The following is a 16,379-nucleotide window of genomic DNA, read 5'->3' on the forward strand; positions in this document are numbered from 1 at the left end:
CGGCGTCGGCCGGGCGACCGGCTTCGGCACCGGAACGGGTGCGGCGGTCGGTGCCGTCACCACAACGGGCGTCGGTCCGGTGGTCGGTGCCCTCGCGGCAACGGGCGTCGGCCGGGCGACCGGCTTCGGCACCGGAACGGGTGCGGCGGTCGGTGCCGTCACCACAACGGGCGTCGGTCCGGTGGTCGGTGCCCTCGCCGCAACGGGCGTCGGTCCGGCGGCCAGGGCCGCGGTCGGTCCCGCAACCGTTCCGTCCGCCGGTGCCCCGGAGCCGGAGGGTCTCACCACTCGATGCCCTTCTGGCCCTTCTGGCCGGCGTCCATCGGGTGCTTGACCTTGGACATGTCGGTGACCAGATCGGCCGCGTCGAGCAGCTTCTCCGGTGCGTTACGCCCGGTGATGACGACGTGCTGGATGCCCGGGCGGTCCCGCAACACGGACACCACCTCGTCGGTGTCCACCCAGCCCCAGTGCATCGGGTACGCGAATTCGTCCAGTACGTAGAGCCGGTATGTCTCCGCCATCAGGTCGCGCTTGACCTGCTCCCAGCCTTCCCGCGCGGCCTCCTCGCTCGACTCGATGTCGCGCTGGACCCACGACCAGCCCTCGCCCATCTTGTGCCATGAGACGGTCCCCCCTTCGCCCGAGTCGCCCAGAACCCGCAGGGCGCGCTCCTCACCGACCCGCCATTTCGCGGACTTTACAAACTGGAATACACCGACCGGCCAGTTCTGGTTCCACGCCCGCAGCGCCATGCCGAAGGCCGCCGTCGACTTCCCCTTGCCGATCCCCGTGTGCACCATCAGCAGAGGCCGGTTCCGGCGCTGGCGGGTCGTCAGCCCGTCGTCCGGAACGACACTCGGCTTTCCCTGTGGCATCAGGCGGCCCTCCTCGTCCTCGGTGATCCCGTTCCCGGCACATCGCGCCCACCGCGGGCATCTCGTGCCTCGCCGGCAGCGCGTGCACCGCTTCCAGCGCGTGCACGGCCTCCGTCGCGTGCACCGCCCGCATCACGTTCGCCCGCGTCAAGTCGGTCCGTATCACGTCCGCCCGCATCACGTCCGCCCGTATCACGTCGGCCACCGGCCTCGCGCACATCGCGGACCAGGGCCGCGACGCTGTCCGCGCGCAGTTCGTCCAACGTCACGGCCGTGCCGCCCAGATCGCGGGCCAGCGCCCCCGCGAGCCCCAGCCGCACCGGCCCGGTCTCGCAGTCCACGACGAACGACGCCGTTACCTCGGCCGCGAGCATCCGCGCGGAGCGCGACGCCGACGCGACCGGGTCCGGGCCGCCCGTCGCCCGCCCGTCCGTCACCACGACCAGCAGCGGCCGACGCGCCGCGTCCCGCATCCGCTCGATCCGCAGTACGTCGCGGGCCTTCAACAGGCCGGCGGCCAGCGGCGTACGGCCTCCCGTGGGCAGCATCTCCAGCCGTGCCGCCCCCGCCTCCACCGACGACGTGGGCGGCAGCGCGACCTCCGCATCCGTGCCGCGGAAGGTCACCAGGCCGATCTTGTCGCGCCGTTGGTAGGCGTCCAGCAGCAGTGACAGCACCGCACCCTTGACCGCGCTCATCCGCTGCCGGGCAGCCATCGACCCCGAGGCGTCCACGACGAACAGCACGAGATTGCCCTCGCGTCCCTCCCGTACGGCCTGCCGCAAGTCGTCCCGCCGCAGCAGGAGTCCGGGGCCCGAGCGGCCCCGCGCGTGCTGGTGCGGAGCGGCCGCGCGGACTGTCGCCGCCAGGTGCAGCTTGGTCAGCGGGCCGCGGGGCCGCCGGGCGCCCGTCGTGCGCCCGAGTTCCGCGCGGGCTCGGGAGCGCCGTCCGGCGGCTCCGTCACCCAGGCCGGGGACGCTCAGCGTGCGCGTCCGGAACGGTTCCGCGGCACCGACGGCCGCCTGTTCGCGCCCGCCCGCGCCGGGGCCGCCCTCATCGGACGCCTCCGGTGCGGCAGACGCATGCGGGCGTGGCTGCTCCTCCGCCCCGTCGCGGCCGGTGCCGTCCTCCGTGCGGGGCTCCGGGACCGGAGGCTCGGACCCCAGGTCCTCACCGACAGGAGGCGGCGCATCGGCACCCGACGCGTCCGGAGACGGCGCGTCCGGAGATGGCGCGTCCGGGGACGGCGTCCCTCCTCCGCCCCCGTCCGGCTCCGGGTCGGGGTCAGAGTCGGGGCCGGAGTCGTCCGGGTCCGCGAACTGCTCCAGCGTCTCGTCGAGTTGGTCCTCGTCCAGCCCCGGGGCGTCGAACGGGTTGCGCCGGCGCCGGTGCGGCAGCGCCAGCAGGGCGGCCTGCCGCACGTCCTCCTTGCGCACATCCGTACGCCCCGCCCACGCCGCGAGCGCCGTCGCCGTCCGCGCGGTCACGATGTCCGCACGCATCCCGTCCACCTCGAACGCCGCACACACCGCGGCGATCTGCCGCAGCGCGCCGTCCCCGAGCCGCACCGAGGGCAGCATTGCACGGGCCGCAGCGATGCGCTCCCGCAGTTCCTGCTCCTCCTCCGCCCAGCGGGCGGCGAAAGCGGCGGGGTCTTCGTCGTACGCCAGCCGCCGTCGCACGACCTCCACCCGCTGGTCCGGCTCGCGCGAGGCCGCGACCTCCACCGTCAGGCCGAACCGGTCGAGCAACTGCGGCCGTAGCTCGCCCTCTTCAGGGTTCATGGTGCCGACCAGCAGGAAGCGGGAGGCGTGCCGTACGGAGACGCCTTCTCGCTCCACGTACGAGGCGCCCATCGCCGCCGCGTCCAGAAGCAGGTCCACCAAGTGGTCGTGAAGCAGATTGACCTCGTCGACGTACAGCACACCGCGGTGGGCGTCCGCGAGGAGACCCGGCTCGAATGCCTTCTTGCCCTCCGACAGCGCCCGTTCGATGTCCAGGGCACCGACCAGCCGGTCCTCGGAGGCGCCGACCGGCAGTTCCACCATGCGGGCCGCCCGCTCGGCGCCCGGGCCCGCTTCGTGCGGCCCGTCCGGACACGCCGCGTCCGGAGCCGCCGGGTCGCAGGAGAACCGGCAGCCCGGCACGACCGCCACCGGCGGCATGAGGGCGGCCAGAGCCCGCACCGCTGTGCTCTTCGCCGTGCCCTTCTCGCCGCGGACGAGTACGCCCCCGACGGCCGGGGAGACCGCGTTCAGCAGCAGGCCCAGACGCAGGTCGTCCATCCCCACGATCGCGGTGAACGGATAGTGGGGGACGAAGGAACGATCCGCGGCAGCGGGATCGGTGACGGTGGTACGTGTGGTCATGCCTGATGGCCCTCCAGGTCGCCGTCGAGCTGCGGGTGGTCGAGCTGTTGGTCGAGCTGCGGGTGGTCGAGCTGCGGATGGCCGGTGCGGGACAGCGCCGCGTCGCTGTCGTCCTGGCCCGGCACGGCTCGATGCAGGCGCCGGCCACGGAGAGCCGCTGCAGTTCGGACGGGCCGTGCCGAAGTTGGGTCGGCCCCCGCTGCAGTTCGGACGGGCCGTGCCGAAGTTGGGTCGGCCCCCGCTGCAGTTCGGACGGGCCGTGCCGCAGTTCGGTCGGCCCCCGCTGCACCGGGGGCACTCGCGCCACCCGGCCGCGTCATGGCGCCCCCGGAGGCACGAACGGCAGGCCGGGAGGCACGCCGTCCTCGATCAGCCGCAGCAGCGCACCGGTGTCCGCATGCTCCTCGATCAGATCGCCGAGGCGGTCGAGCTGCTCCTCCCGCAGCGCCCCGAACGAGGTGTCCGGAGCCGGCACGAACCGTCGCCCCGAGGTCTTCGCCACCCACCGCAGGAACGCGCGGCGGAACCCGTCGCTCTCCAGCGACCCGTGCCAGTGCGTGCCCCGTACGGGCCCGGCACGGCAGCCGTCCAGCGCGCGCCCCTGCCCGTCGGTGAAGAACGGCCCGTCGCCGCCGAGGACTTCGGCCACGCCGTGGTGGATCTCGTATCCCTCGACGGGCTCGCCCAGGGCCTCGCCCACGGGCCGGGCGAGCGTCTTCTCCTCGGCGAAGCGGATCCGTACGGGCAGCAGGCCGAGCCCGTCGACGGTCCCGGCCCGCGACTCGACCTCGTCCTCGATGCGCTCGCCGAGCATCTGGAATCCGCCGCAGATGCCCAGCACCGGCCGGCCCTCCGCCGCCCGCCGGGCGACCGCGGCTGCGATGCCGCGCTCGCGCAGCCACTCCAGGGCGCGCACCGTGCCTCGGGTGCCCGGGAGCACGACGAGGTCGGCGTCGGCCAGTTCCTCCGGGCGGTCCACGAACCGCACCACCACGCCCGGTTCGGCAGCCAGCGCGTCCACGTCCGTGAAGTTGGACATGAGCGGGACGGCGGCGACCGCCACCCGCAGGATGTCCTCGCCGTGCGGCGGCGCGATCACGGATTCGCGCACGGCGCCGCGCAGCGACACCCGCAGGCCGTCCTCCTCGTCGATGCCGAGGCCGTGCGCGTACGGCAGGACGCCGAGGCTGCGCCGTCCGGTCAGCCCGTGCAGCATCTCCAGTCCGGGCTCCAGCAGCGTTGTGTCGCCTCGGAACTTGTTGATCAGATAGCCGGCGACGAGCCGCTGGTCGTCCGGGCCGAGCAGAGCCGTCGTACCGAAGAACGACGCGAAGACCCCGCCGCGGTCGATGTCGCCGACCACGACCACCGGCAGGCGGGCGGCCCGGGCCAGGCCCATGTTGACGATGTCGGTGCGGCGCAGATTGATCTCGGCCGGGCTCCCGGCCCCCTCGCAGATCACCGCGTCGTACGACCCCCGTAGCTCCTCCAGGCATGCCACCACCGTTCCCAGCAGCTCCTCCTGGCGCCCTCCGTGGTAGCGGCTGGCGGTCATCTCGCCCACCGGCCTGCCCAGCAGGACGACTTGGCTGCTGCGATCGCTGCCCGGTTTGAGGAGGACGGGGTTCATGAGGGCCGTCGGTTCGATGCGGGCGGCCGCGGCCTGCATCGCCTGGGCGCGCCCGATCTCCGCCCCCTGGCGTGTCACAAAGGAGTTCAGGGACATGTTCTGTGCCTTGAAGGGCGCGACGGACACGCCCTTGCGAGCCAGCCACCTGCAGATGCCCGCCGTGACGACGCTCTTGCCCGCGTCCGATGTCGTCCCTGCGACCAGCAGGCCCCCGCCCCGTGCTCGCGTCATACCGATCCCTTCCCCGTGGCCACGGTGCCCCGTACGCCGCGCCGCCCGGCCCCGTCCGGCCGCCCTCGCCGGCCCGTCCAGGGGCCGCGGTGCGACACCGTACGTGCCGTACCCACCGCACGCCCCGATCGGTCGTCCGGCGCGCACAGCGCCCCCCACGCCAGGCGCGCGCCCGCGCACGCCACGAGCGCGAGGACGTTCACGCGCCGGGAGAGCCGTACGGCCCGCTCGATATCGCCCACGGACACGGGGCGGTTGCCCTCGCCCAGCACGGGCCGGTGCTCCACATGCCCGCCGTACGCCAGGGTTCCGCCGAGCCGAACGCCCAGCGCCCCGGCGAACGCGGCCTCCACCGGCCCCGCGTTGGGGCTCGGATGCCTGCGGGCGTCGCGGCGCAGGACGCGCAGGGCGCCGCGCGGATCCGGACCCGCCAGGGCCGCAAGGGCCGCGGTGAGCCGCGAGCCGGGGAAGCCCACGACGTCGTCGAGGCGGGCCGAGGCCCAGCCGAACCGCACATGACGGGGCGACTTGTGGCCGACCATCGCATCAAGGGTGTTGACCGCCCGGAAGCCCACGAGGCCCGGAACGCCCGCGGCGGCCCCCCATACGAGGGCGCCCACGACGGCGTCCGAGGTGTTCTCGGCGACCGACTCCACGACGGCCCGCGCAATCTGCCGCTCGTCCAGGGCCTGTGGGTCCCGGCCGCACAGATGCGGCAGCCGCTCGCGGGCCGCCTCCATGTCGCCCGCCGCCAGGGCAGCGCCGACGGCCCGCGCCTCACGGCGGAGCGAGGTGCCGCCCAAAACCGACCAGGTCGCGGCAGCGGTCAGGGCGGCGGCCGCGGCGGGGGAGCGGCGCACGGCACGGGACAGCCCGGCCGCCGCGGCGGCGGCACCGCCCGCGCACACCGCCGCGTACAGGGCGCCGTGTCCGCGGTGGTCGCGCCACAGGCGGCGTTCGGCGGCGGACGCGGCGCGCCCGAAGGCGGCTACGGGATGGGCGCGCCGGGGGTCGCCGGCGATCAGGTCGGCGGCGAAGCCCAGTGCGGCGCCGTACGCGAAGGAGGCGTGTTCGGCACGCATCGGATCAGAACGCCGTCGTGCCTTTGAGGGAACGGGCGCTGCGGGAACACGGCACAGGGGCTCTGGACGTACGACGGCGGCCGGGCATGGCGACATGTCCTCACTCAGGGTCCGCGCCCTGGCTCGACGTGACCGGCGGTGGGAGTCTCCTGGCTCCCCGGATCGGCGCTTCCCCTGGGCCTTCCAACCCGCCGCTGCGGGCCGTGACTTCTGGGGTGGGGGAGCGCTCCCCGGTGACAGTGGCGGGACCGCGCCGGATTCGCACCGGCTTCCTCCCCTGCCGCCGTTTGGCTCTGGCAGTCCACCACGGCCCGCGAACACCCGTCAACTTGCGCATGACCTGCGAGATGACCGCCACACGAGCGCGGCCCGGGAACGGCAGTGCCGTTCCCGGGCCGCGGGAGTGACCGGTGTGCCGCCGCGTGCGGCGGACGGGTCGTCAGGCGACGATCAGATACAGGCCGTAGGCGACGGCGGCCGCGCACAGCCCGTAGCAGGCGTACGCGCCGATCCGCGCCGGCAGGCTCGGCGACCCGGTCGCCGCGACCGTGCCGTCCGGCTGCGTCTCGGCCTTCCGGGAACTGCCGACGATGCCGAACGTGAACAGGCCCACGATGCTGACGGTGACCAGCAGGCTGACGCCGAAGACCTGGCCGAGTGCTGTCCAGTCGATGTCCATGCGGTTGCTTCCTTCTTGCTTACTGCTGTCGACTCACGTGCCGGCCCGGGCCGGCACTCAGACCGATACCTTGGAGCCGCTGGACGACCGGGGCTCGGCGACCTTGGCGCCCTCACCGGTCTCCGGCTGCTCCGCTGCGCCCGAGCCAGGACCGCGCAGCGGCGGCGGGGCGACGGACCGGATGGCTGCGGTGATGACCCCGACCGGCTCCTCGGGGATCTCGTTGTCGTTGACGTTGGTGTGGTCGACCGGCCGGCGCCGGGAGGCGACCCAGATCGCTGTACAGGCGAGGAGCGCCAGTACGGCCACGGCGGTGACCCCGGCGGTGCCGCGCTCGGCGAGCAGCGCCGCCGCTCCGCCGACCACGCCTGCGGCCGGGAGGGTCAGGCCCCACGCGAGGAACATCCGGCCGGCCGTGGACCAGCGCACCACGCCGCCCTTCCGGCCGAGGCCGGAACCCATGACCGCACCGGAGCAGACCTGGGTGGTGGAGAGGGCGAAGCCGAGGTGGGAGGAGGCCAGGATGGTGACGGCGGCGCCGGTCTGGGCGGCGAAGCCCTGCGGCGGCTGAATGTCGGTCAGGCCCTTGCCCATGGTGCGGATGATCCGCCAGCCGCCCAGGTACGTGCCGAGGGCGATGGCGAGTCCGGCCGAGACGATGACCCACATCGGCGGGTCGGCGTCCGGGGCGAGCGCGCCGCCGGTGATCAGCGCCAGGGTCATCACACCCATGGTCTTCTGCGCGTCGTTCGTGCCGTGGGCCAGGGAGACGAGCGCGGCCGAGGCGATCTGGCCGGCGCGGTAGCCCTTGGCAGTGCCGTCGGGGTCGGCCTTGCGGGCCGCGCGATAGGTGAGGCGAGTGGCCAGCAGTGTGGCGAGGCCTGCGACGACCGGCGCGGCGACGGCCGGGATGAGGACCTTCATGACGACCTCGTCGGCGTGGACGGCGCCGAAGCCGACGGAGGCCACGGTCGCCCCGATCAGGCCGCCGAAGAGGGCGTGCGATGAACTCGACGGGAGCCCGGCGAGCCAGGTCAGCAGATTCCAGACGATGGCACCCACCAGGCCCGCGAAGATCACTTCGGGCTGAATGCCGGATTCGTCGATGATGCCTTTGGAGATCGTCGCCGCGACCTCGACCGAGAGGAAGGCGCCGACGAGGTTCAGGGCCGCCGACATCGCCACCGCTGTCCTGGGCTTCATCGCCCCGGTGGAGATGGTGGTGGCCATGGCGTTGGCGGTGTCGTGGAAGCCGTTCGTAAAGTCGAACACCAAGGCCGTGATGATCACGATCCCGATGAGAAGCGTGATGTGTTCCATTCACCCAGGCAATCAGCTCGATGGTCAGTGGCACGGTGACCGTAGGGATGGTGAGTGAACGGAAGATGAACTGAACGCGGCGTTGGGGTGCTGCTGTACTCCGGTGGGCAGTTCTCGGCCGAATGTGCGGAGATTCGGCCTCCCTGGTGACGGCCGTCTCGCCCAGTTCTGCGAAACAGATCACTGACATCGAGGTGAACGCATGGAATCGCTGGAACGGCCGACACCGGTGAACGAGGCCTGGGCCGACCTGGTCGCCACGGCCCGCCGCACCGTCGCCGACGGCCTGGTGGTCGGCACCTCCGGCAACGTCTCCGTACGGGTCGGGGACATGGTGCTCGTCACCCCGACAGGAGTGCCGTACGAACGGCTGGCCGCCCATGACGCCGTCGCCGTCGATCTCTCCGGGCACCGGATCCTCGGCGATCTGGAGCCCACCAGCGAACTGCCCATGCACCTCGCCGTCTACCGCACCACCGCCGCCGAGGCCGTCGTCCATACCCACGCGGTCCACGCCACGGCCGTCTCCACGCTCGTCCCCGAGCTGCCGCCCATCCACTACTTGACGGCCACCCTCGGAGGACCGGTGCGCGTCGCCCCCTACGCGCTCTACGGCAGCGAAGAATTGGCCGAGAACATGCTGTCCGCCCTCCGCGGCCGCAGCGCCTGCCTGTTGCAGAACCACGGCACCGTGGCGTATGGGGCGAGCCTCGACGAGGCGTACGACCGCACGACGAACCTGGAATGGATGTGCAGGGTCTGGCTCGCCGCGAACGGCGTGCCGGGCCGTGAGCCCAGCCTGCTGTCGCCGGAGCGGCTGGCCGAGGCGGGGAGGAAGCTCCGCGGTTACGGCCAGCCCTCCGGCGGAAGCTGAGCGGCGGCGGCCGCGCCGGTCGCCGCCGCCGGGCGTTCCGGCAGGGGAGTGCAGTCCCGTCGGCTCCGAACCCGGTCCCCTGTGCCGCTCCGGGCGTTCTCCGGGGCTCCGCCGCCCCCTTCCTTCGCCGGGTCCTTTTCCGCCGCCTTCGCCGCCTCCACCCCTTCCGCCGCCGCCGGGGCCCTGCGCCCGTCCCGACCCCGGTCCCGACCGCCGGGGACCCCGCGTCCCGCCGCTCCCGGACGGTGTCATCCCGCTGGCCGCCCGTCCCACGGCCGACCACACTGGGACGGATGCGCCTGCGTTCAGCGGCGGCCGCGACCGCCACCACCGTGCTCGGTGCCGGAGCCGCCGCTGTGGCGGCCGGACGGTACGCGTGTGACGCTGCCCTCAAACCGGCGCGCACCCGCCCGTTGCCCGCCGACCCGCCCCTCACCGTGCATGCCGCGGACGCCGACCAGGTCACCCTGACGCGCAGTCTGGCCTCACTGCGGCCGGGGACGTACGGGCTGACCGGGGGCCGGGCCCACGCCGTCGTCGGACCGGTCGTGGAGTCCGCGCCGCACCCGCCCGACTGCGTCGTACGCCGTCTGGAGCGGGTCACCCACGGCACGCTGAAGCCGGGCGCGCGCCTGTGGCTCACCCCGCAGGTGCACATCGGCAACCCGCGCGACGCCCTCGGCCTGGACCACGCCGACGTGGACGTGCCCGGTGAACTCGGCCCGCTGCCCGCCTGGTTCGTGCCCGGCGCCCGCGACAACTGGGTCATCACCGTCCACGGTCTGGGCGCCACCCGCGAACACGCCATGGTCGTCCTGCCCTTCCTCCACGGGCAGGGCGTCCCCGTCCTCGACCTCGCCTACCGGGGCGACCTCGGTGCCCCTCGGCCCCCGGACGGCATCAGCCACCTCGGCGACACGGAGTGGCGAGACGTGGACGCGGCGATCCGTTACGCGGTGCGGTACGGGGCCGAGACCGTCGTGCTGTACGGCTGGTCCACGGGCGCCACCATGGCGTTGCACGCCGCGGCCCGGTCCTCCCTGCGCAACCGGATCAAGGGCCTGGTGCTCGACTCGCCGGTCCTCGACTGGCGCGCGACCGTACGCGCCCTCGCCTCGGCCGACGGCACGCCGGGACTGCTGCTGCCGCTGGCCGTACGCGCCGCGCAAGGGCGTACGGGTCTGGACGGCGGGCCGCTCACCGCCCCCTTCGACCCCGGCCGTATGACCGTGCCGGCGCTGATCGTGCACGGCCCGGACGACGGCATCGCCCCCTGGGGGCCCTCGCAGGACCTTGCGGAGGCCCGGCCCGACCTCGTCACGCTCCACCCGGTCGAGCAGGCGCCGCACGCATGCATGTGGAACGCGGACCAGGAGGGCTACGAGGAGTCACTCCGGCGCTTCCTGACGCCCTTGATGTAGTACGCGAGGTGTTCCTCGAGGTGGTCCGCGAGGTGGTCCTGCCGCCAGGTGCAGGTCGCGAACGCCCGCCCTCGGCTCGGGCAGCCGTCACTTGAGCAGTGACGCCCGCCCGGTCTCGGTGGTGACGCCCGCCCGGTCTCGGTGGTGACGCCCGACCTGTCGCGCATCCTCGTGGCAGTGCCCTGTGCACGTGTTGCCTTCACGGGTGCCCGTGCAGGTCGGAGGCGTCGTGCGCCGGATGCGCAGGCCGTACCGGATGCGCGCGAGGGGATTCCGATTGGGCTTTCCGGCCGCCAGCGGGAAGACTGCTCCCGTGACGTCCCGTACCCCGCGCGACTCCCGGCTCCGCCTTGTCCCCCGCCGACCGATGACCGCCGCCCGCCGGGCCGTGTCGAGCCGGCGTACCCGAACCGCGCCGCGGCCGCCCGAGGGCACACCGCCGCGGGCAGAACTGGCGCGGCAGGCGCGGGCGGAGCTCGCCGACGCCGTACGGATCGCGCGCTGGGCCGACACCGAGTGCGGCCGCGGTGCCTGCCTGTGGCCCGGCGACAGCGGCACGCTCAGCGTGGAGGCGGCCGAAAGAGCCGCGACTGCACTGAAGCTGACGCCGCACCAGGTTCAGGCAGGCTGGGACCGGGCGCGGCTCGCCGGACTCGTCGAGCTGCACGGTGACACCGCCCGCTCCGGCTGGCGGCTGCAGGCATGGGACCGGGACGACGGTGCTGTGCTGCGCGGCTGGGTCGCGCTGTTCGACGCCTGGTCGATCGCCCACCCGGCGCCATCCGCCTTTGCGCCCGGGCCCGTTGCGGAGGTCGAGGAGGCCGTGCCGCAACTCCTGTCCCTGCTCCAGCTCTCCGAGGGTGCCTTTCTGGTCTCGGCCCTGCAGGATCTGCTGGAGCAGCGCATTGCCGAACTGCGCACCGAGCGCTGCGAAGTCCCCTACGGCGGCGGCATTCCCGAACCGCGCAGGGCGGAGGCGGAAGGCGAGCCGCCCGCCGCCGAGGGTCCACCTTCCGGCGCGCTGCTGGACTGGGCGCTGGACGCCCTGGTCAGCGTCGGCGCGCTGACCGTCGGCGACGGTCAGGCCAGGCTCACACCGCTCGGCAACTGGGCCGTATGGGTCAAGCTGGAGCAGATCTGCGTGGCCGCGCAGAGCCCCGCCGGGAACATCGAGCGGTCCGCGGAGGACATGCTCCGCGGTTGCGCCCGTCTCACCCCCGGCCCCGCGAGGGACGAGTACCGCGCCTGGCTCGCTGCCCGCCCGAGCGGCAGCGCCGTCTCCGAACTCCTCGACGCCGCCCGCGGCGACGATGCCCTGCTGCGCGGGCTCGCCTTCGAGGCGCTGCGCGTGGTCGGCGCGCCCGCCGAGCCCGCCGTGCGGTCCGTCGTCGACGAACCGGGCCTGCGCCCCTACGCGTTGATGTGGCTGGCGGAGCAGGAGGGCATCGACACGGACGACCCCCTCGCGGTGCTCACCCGCGAAGAGGCCACCTGGCTGTGGATCGACACCGCCGCTGCCGTCGCCGACCACGGCGAAGCGCCGCTGCTCGTACGCCACTTGGACTCGGCGGTGCAGGGCACGGTCCCGGCGCTGCTGCAGGAGGTACGGGCAGTGGGCCACCCCCGTACGGTGCAGGTGCTCGTCGCCCTCGCCGCCGCGCACCCCGATCCGGCGCTCGCCAAGGCCGTCCGGAGGGCGGCCTTCCAAGTACACACCGGAGAGGCGTAGCAACGGCCCGCCGCGCCACCACCGGCGGCGACTGCCCAAGCAGGCAGGCGCGGCAACGCGGCGCAGCACGAGTCGGGTCAGTCCGCGACCACGCCGATCCTCACCGGGAAGCGGAGGACCTCCGGGGGCGACCGTCCTGGCGGGAGCCTCGTGTCAGGCGGGGTGAGACGGCGTCGGAGGCGAGGACCGCGTCCGGCATGACGGCGGCTGCCGGTCGGCAAGGGCCGGCGGATGCCGCCCGGGCGGGATCACCGGCGCCGGTGAGGGGACGTCAGTCGGCCGGGCCGCTCGGTGCGTACGTACCGAAGCTCCAGACATTGCCCTCGGCGTCCCGGGCCATGTAGTCCCGTGACCCGTAGTCCTGGTCGGTCGGCGGCATCAGGATCTCGACGCCATGGGACGCGGCCCTCCTGTGGTGCGCGTCGACATCCTCGACGACGACGTGGATTCCCGAGGGCCCGGCGTTCTGCATCGTCTGGGCGAAGACGCCCTCCCGGCGCTTCGAACCGAGCATGACCACGCCGTTGCCATAGCTGAGTTCAGCGTGGGCGACCATGTCGTCCTCGCCGGTGTACACCGCGTCCGCGCGGAAGCCGAAGGCCTCGGTGAGGAGTGCGATGGCGGCCTTGGCGTCGTCGTACAGCAAGGTCGGACAGATCGTCGGTCGAACCGGACCGCTGGTGTCCGCCATGAGGTTCACTCCTCGTCGCATCTGTGTCATCGCGCGCCGTCGCCCGGTGGAACCGGTACACGGGGCGCGACGGCGGTCGATGAGCCGAGTATGAGTGAAATGCGTCACTTCGGCCTGTCGCGTCCCACGGCGACGGGCCACCTCAGCGCAGACGCCGGGGGCGTTTGGCCCGGAAAACCAGTTGCATGGCACCGCTAGACTTCACGTCATGGCAATTCTCCTTGTGCATTAGACGGCGTCGCCGGTCCGCCCACGCCGCCCGGCCCTGCCGGTGCGCTCTGCGCGCGGCCGCCTCATCCCGCCAGCCCGACGCCCTCTTCTGCTGTCCTGGAGCCTTTCCGTGATCACCGCCACCGGCCTTGAGTTGCGCGCCGGCGCCCGCATCCTCATCGAGTCCGCCTCCTTCCGCATCGCCAAGGGCGACCGCATCGGTCTCGTCGGCCGCAACGGCGCCGGCAAGACCACGCTCACCAAGGTCCTCGCGGGCGAGGGCATCCCCGCCTCGGGCACCGTCACCCGCACCGGCGAGGTCGGCTACCTCCCGCAGGACCCGCGCACCGGCGACCTCGACGTGATGGCCCGCGACCGCATCCTCTCCGCGCGCGGGCTCGACACCGTGCTGCGCCGCATGCGCGAGAACGAGGAGCGGATGTCCACCGGCAAGGGCGCCACCCGCGAGCGCGCGATGAAGAAGTACGAGCGCCTGGAGACCGAGTTCCTGACCAAGGGCGGGTACGCGGCAGAGGCCGAGGCCGCGACCATCGCCGCCAGCCTCAATCTCCCCGACCGGGTGCTCGGGCAGCCCCTGCATACGCTCTCGGGCGGTCAGCGCCGCCGCGTCGAGCTGGCCCGGATCCTCTTCTCGGACGCCGACACCCTGCTGCTCGACGAGCCGACGAACCACCTCGACGCCGACTCGATCTTCTGGCTCCGGGACTTCCTGAAGACCTACCGCGGCGGCTTCGTGGTCATCTCCCACGACATCCAGCTCGTCGAGACGGTCGTCAACAAGGTCTTCTACCTGGACGCCAACCGCTCCCGGATCGATATCTACAACATGGGCTGGAAGAAGTACCTCCAGCAGCGCGAGGACGACGAGAAGCGCCGCAAGCGCGAGCGCGCCAACGCCGAGAAGAAGGCCGCGGCCCTCAACTCCCAGGCCGACAAGATGCGGGCCAAGGCCACCAAGACGGTGGCCGCCCAGAACATGGCCCGCCGCGCCGAAAGGCTCCTTTCCGGCCTCGAGGAGGAGCGCCGCAGCGACAAGGTCGCCAAACTGCGCTTCCCCGACCCCGCGCCCTGCGGCAAGACCCCGCTGACCGCCGAGGGCCTGTCCAAGTCGTACGGCTCGCTGGAGATCTTCACCGACGTCGACCTGGCGATCGACAAGGGCTCCCGGGTCGTCATCCTCGGTCTCAACGGCGCGGGCAAGACGACGTTGCTGCGCCTGCTGGCCGGGGTCGAGCAGCCCGACACCGGCCGGGTCACACCCGGCCACGGCCTCAAGCTCGGCTATTACGCCCAGGAGCACGACACACTGGACCCGGACCGCACGGTCCTGGAGAACATGCGGTCCGCCGCACCGGACATGGATCTCGTGGAGATCCGCAAGACGCTGGGCTCGTTCCTCTTCTCGGGCGACGACGTGGACAAGCCCGCGGCGGTGCTCTCCGGCGGCGAGAAGACCCGGCTCGCACTGGCCACCCTCGTGGTGTCCTCGGCGAACGTCCTGCTGCTCGACGAGCCCACCAACAACCTCGACCCGGCCAGCCGTGAGGAGATCCTCGGTGCGCTCCGGACCTTCACCGGCGCTGTGGTGCTCGTGACGCACGACGAAGGAGCCGTGGACGCACTCCGGCCGGAGCGGATCATCCTGCTGCCCGACGGCGTCGAGGACCTGTGGGGGGACGACTACGCGGATCTCGTCGCGCTCGCCTGATCCACTTCCTTCGTCACCTGATCCACTTCGTATGGATCATTCGGCCTAGGCGTGATCCATCATCTGAGTGAGTCAAGGTCATCCTCCGGCGTGCCGCCTCGGCTGCCGGCTGCCTGCGTGGTCCAGACCTCCACCGGTCGAGTCCGGTCGTAGGGCGCTGCGCTGACCTGGACGTTCTCGACCGACTGCGCACAGTGACGATTTCCGCGCAGCGCGGAATTGCGGAGTCCGATTGTGGCTGTGCGCTGCGGCGGCGCGAAGCTCGTCGCAGAGACCTTGCCGAATGGGTGGCCAGGAAGCCCCCAAGGGGTGATCATGAGAGTCCAGAGCGCACTTCCCATGAGGAGGCACGGGTGGCCGAGACTCTGAAGAAGGGCAGCCGGGTGACCGGCTCCGCGCGCGAAAAGCTCGCGGCTGACCTGAAGAAGAAGTACGACTCCGGTGCGAGCATCCGGGCGCTGGCCGAGGAAACCGGCCGCTCGTATGGGTTCGTCCACCGGATGCTGAGCGAGTCCGGGGTGACCCTCCGTGGTCGTGGTGGAGCCACTCGGGGCAAGAAGGCTCCGGCGTCCTGACGAGGCACCCCCGGCAGGGAATTGGGCAGTGCCACCCGGTCGGTCCGGCGATCGCCCGGGTGGTTACTGTGCAGTAGGGTCGACCCGATCGTCGACCGTTCGACTGCGGCCCATCCGGAGGCACCCGATGACCCTGCTGGACAAGGACGGCGTACGGCTCACCGCCGACGACGCGGCAACCGTCGCCACGGTGACCCTCGCCAACCCCGACAAGCGCAACGCCCAATCGCCCGCCCTGTGGCGTGCGTTGACCGAGGCGGGGCGCATCCTGCCGGGCAGTGTCCGTGTGGTCGTGCTGCGCGGAGAGGGCAAGTCCTTCTCGGCCGGGCTCGACCGGCAGGCGTTCACCCCGGAGGGTTTCGACGGCGAGCCGTCCTTCATCGACCTCGCGCGCGGTTCCGACGCGGACCTGGACGCGACCATCGCCGAGTACCAAGAGGCGTTCACCTGGTGGCGGCGGAACGACATCATCTCCGTCGCCGCCGTGCAGGGGCACGCGATCGGCGCGGGATTCCAGCTCGCGCTCGGCTGCGACCTGCGCGTCTGCGCTGACAACGTGCAATTCTCCATGCGGGAGACCAGCCTCGGGCTGGTCCCGGACCTGGCCGGCACGCACCCGCTCGTCGGGCTGGTGGGCTACGCCCGCGCGCTGGAGATCTGCGTCACCGGGCGCTACGTCCAGGCCGCCGAGGCCGAGCGCACCGGCCTCGCCAACCTCGTCGTACCGGCCGCGGAGCTCGACGGCGCGGTGGCGGACCTGACCGCCGCCCTGCTCGCTGCCCCGCGCAACGCCGTGGTCGAGACCAAGGCGCTGTTGCGCGGTACGACGGAGCGCACGTACGAGGAGCAGCGGGTGGCGGAGCGGGGCGCGCAGGCCCGTCGCCTCCGCGACCTCGCGGGCGTCGGCGACTGAACGGGCGCGTTGAGGGCGGGACACCGTGACCGAACCGACTCCTCGAAG

General features: G+C 72.7%; 14 protein-coding genes and 1 riboswitch. Of the genes, 6 read left to right on the forward strand and 8 right to left on the reverse strand.

Features of this window, described 5'->3' with window-relative positions:
* Window positions 1-281 precede the first annotated feature (281 nt).
* The 7 genes from cobO to AB0M26_RS25600 form a co-directional block, all read right to left on the reverse strand.
* Window positions 282-878 (reverse strand): cob(I)yrinic acid a,c-diamide adenosyltransferase, encoded by a 597-nt coding sequence (gene cobO, locus AB0M26_RS25570; RefSeq protein WP_365264249.1) that lies wholly within the window; start codon window positions 876-878, stop codon window positions 282-284.
* Complete coding sequence (locus AB0M26_RS25575; RefSeq protein ID WP_365264251.1) at window positions 878-3,247, reverse strand: putative cobaltochelatase; 2,370 nt, start codon at window positions 3,245-3,247, stop codon at window positions 878-880. The genes cobO and AB0M26_RS25575 overlap by 1 nt, the downstream gene beginning before the upstream one ends.
* Window positions 3,244-3,372 carry a hypothetical protein gene (locus AB0M26_RS25580; protein ID WP_365264254.1) on the reverse strand — a complete coding sequence of 43 codons (129 nt, stop codon included), beginning with the start codon at window positions 3,370-3,372 and terminating at the stop codon, window positions 3,244-3,246. Before AB0M26_RS25580 ends, AB0M26_RS25575 begins: the two co-directional genes overlap by 4 nt.
* Before the next feature lie 191 nt (window positions 3,373-3,563).
* Window positions 3,564-5,108, reverse strand: a complete 1,545-nt coding sequence (locus tag AB0M26_RS25585) for a cobyric acid synthase (protein ID WP_365264256.1) — start codon at window positions 5,106-5,108, stop codon at window positions 3,564-3,566.
* A complete protein-coding gene (locus tag AB0M26_RS25590) occupies window positions 5,105-6,190 on the reverse strand; it encodes a cobalamin biosynthesis protein (RefSeq protein WP_365264259.1) in 1,086 nt (361 codons plus the stop codon). The genes AB0M26_RS25585 and AB0M26_RS25590 overlap by 4 nt, the downstream gene beginning before the upstream one ends.
* A gap of 142 nt (window positions 6,191-6,332) precedes the next feature.
* Window positions 6,333-6,465, reverse strand: a riboswitch (cobalamin riboswitch).
* A gap of 164 nt (window positions 6,466-6,629) precedes the next feature.
* A complete protein-coding gene (locus AB0M26_RS25595; RefSeq protein ID WP_365264261.1) occupies window positions 6,630-6,869 on the reverse strand; it encodes a hypothetical protein in 240 nt (79 codons plus the stop codon).
* 57 nt (window positions 6,870-6,926) lie between these two features.
* On the reverse strand, window positions 6,927-8,189 hold the full coding sequence (locus AB0M26_RS25600; protein WP_365264263.1) for an inorganic phosphate transporter: 1,263 nt from the start codon (window positions 8,187-8,189) through the stop codon (window positions 6,927-6,929).
* Window positions 8,190-8,391: 202 nt separating this feature from the next.
* Here AB0M26_RS25600 and AB0M26_RS25605 point away from each other — a divergent pair, with 202 nt between their 5' ends.
* From AB0M26_RS25605 to AB0M26_RS25615, 3 genes are all read left to right on the forward strand, one after another.
* Window positions 8,392-9,063, forward strand: coding sequence for a class II aldolase/adducin family protein (locus AB0M26_RS25605; RefSeq protein ID WP_365264266.1), 672 nt, complete (start codon window positions 8,392-8,394; stop codon window positions 9,061-9,063).
* A 293-nt stretch (window positions 9,064-9,356) separates the two neighbouring features.
* A complete protein-coding gene (locus AB0M26_RS25610; RefSeq protein ID WP_365264268.1) occupies window positions 9,357-10,484 on the forward strand; it encodes an alpha/beta fold hydrolase in 1,128 nt (375 codons plus the stop codon).
* A 313-nt stretch (window positions 10,485-10,797) separates the two neighbouring features.
* The gene (locus tag AB0M26_RS25615) at window positions 10,798-12,213 is read left to right on the forward strand and encodes a hypothetical protein (protein WP_365264270.1); all 1,416 of its coding nucleotides are present in this window, start codon (window positions 10,798-10,800) and stop codon (window positions 12,211-12,213) included.
* A gap of 271 nt (window positions 12,214-12,484) precedes the next feature.
* On the opposite strand, the gene AB0M26_RS25620 is transcribed toward AB0M26_RS25615, so the two are convergent.
* Window positions 12,485-12,904, reverse strand: coding sequence for a VOC family protein (locus AB0M26_RS25620; protein ID WP_365264272.1), 420 nt, complete (start codon window positions 12,902-12,904; stop codon window positions 12,485-12,487).
* A gap of 340 nt (window positions 12,905-13,244) precedes the next feature.
* Between AB0M26_RS25620 and AB0M26_RS25625 the strand changes: the two genes are divergently transcribed.
* The 3 genes from AB0M26_RS25625 to AB0M26_RS25635 all read left to right on the forward strand — a co-directional run bounded on the left by AB0M26_RS25625 (window position 13,245) and on the right by AB0M26_RS25635 (window position 16,331).
* Window positions 13,245-14,843, forward strand: coding sequence for an ABC-F family ATP-binding cassette domain-containing protein (locus AB0M26_RS25625; RefSeq protein WP_365264274.1), 1,599 nt, complete (start codon window positions 13,245-13,247; stop codon window positions 14,841-14,843).
* A 353-nt stretch (window positions 14,844-15,196) separates the two neighbouring features.
* The gene (locus AB0M26_RS25630) at window positions 15,197-15,418 is read left to right on the forward strand and encodes a helix-turn-helix domain-containing protein (protein ID WP_055472015.1); all 222 of its coding nucleotides are present in this window, start codon (window positions 15,197-15,199) and stop codon (window positions 15,416-15,418) included.
* Window positions 15,419-15,545: 127 nt separating this feature from the next.
* Window positions 15,546-16,331 (forward strand): enoyl-CoA hydratase/isomerase family protein, encoded by a 786-nt coding sequence (locus tag AB0M26_RS25635; RefSeq protein WP_365264276.1) that lies wholly within the window; start codon window positions 15,546-15,548, stop codon window positions 16,329-16,331.
* Window positions 16,332-16,379: the final 48 nt, after the last annotated feature.

Origin of the sequence: Streptomyces sp. NPDC051776 (genome assembly GCF_040681345.1) — a bacterium.
Taxonomy (GTDB): domain Bacteria; phylum Actinomycetota; class Actinomycetes; order Streptomycetales; family Streptomycetaceae; genus Streptomyces.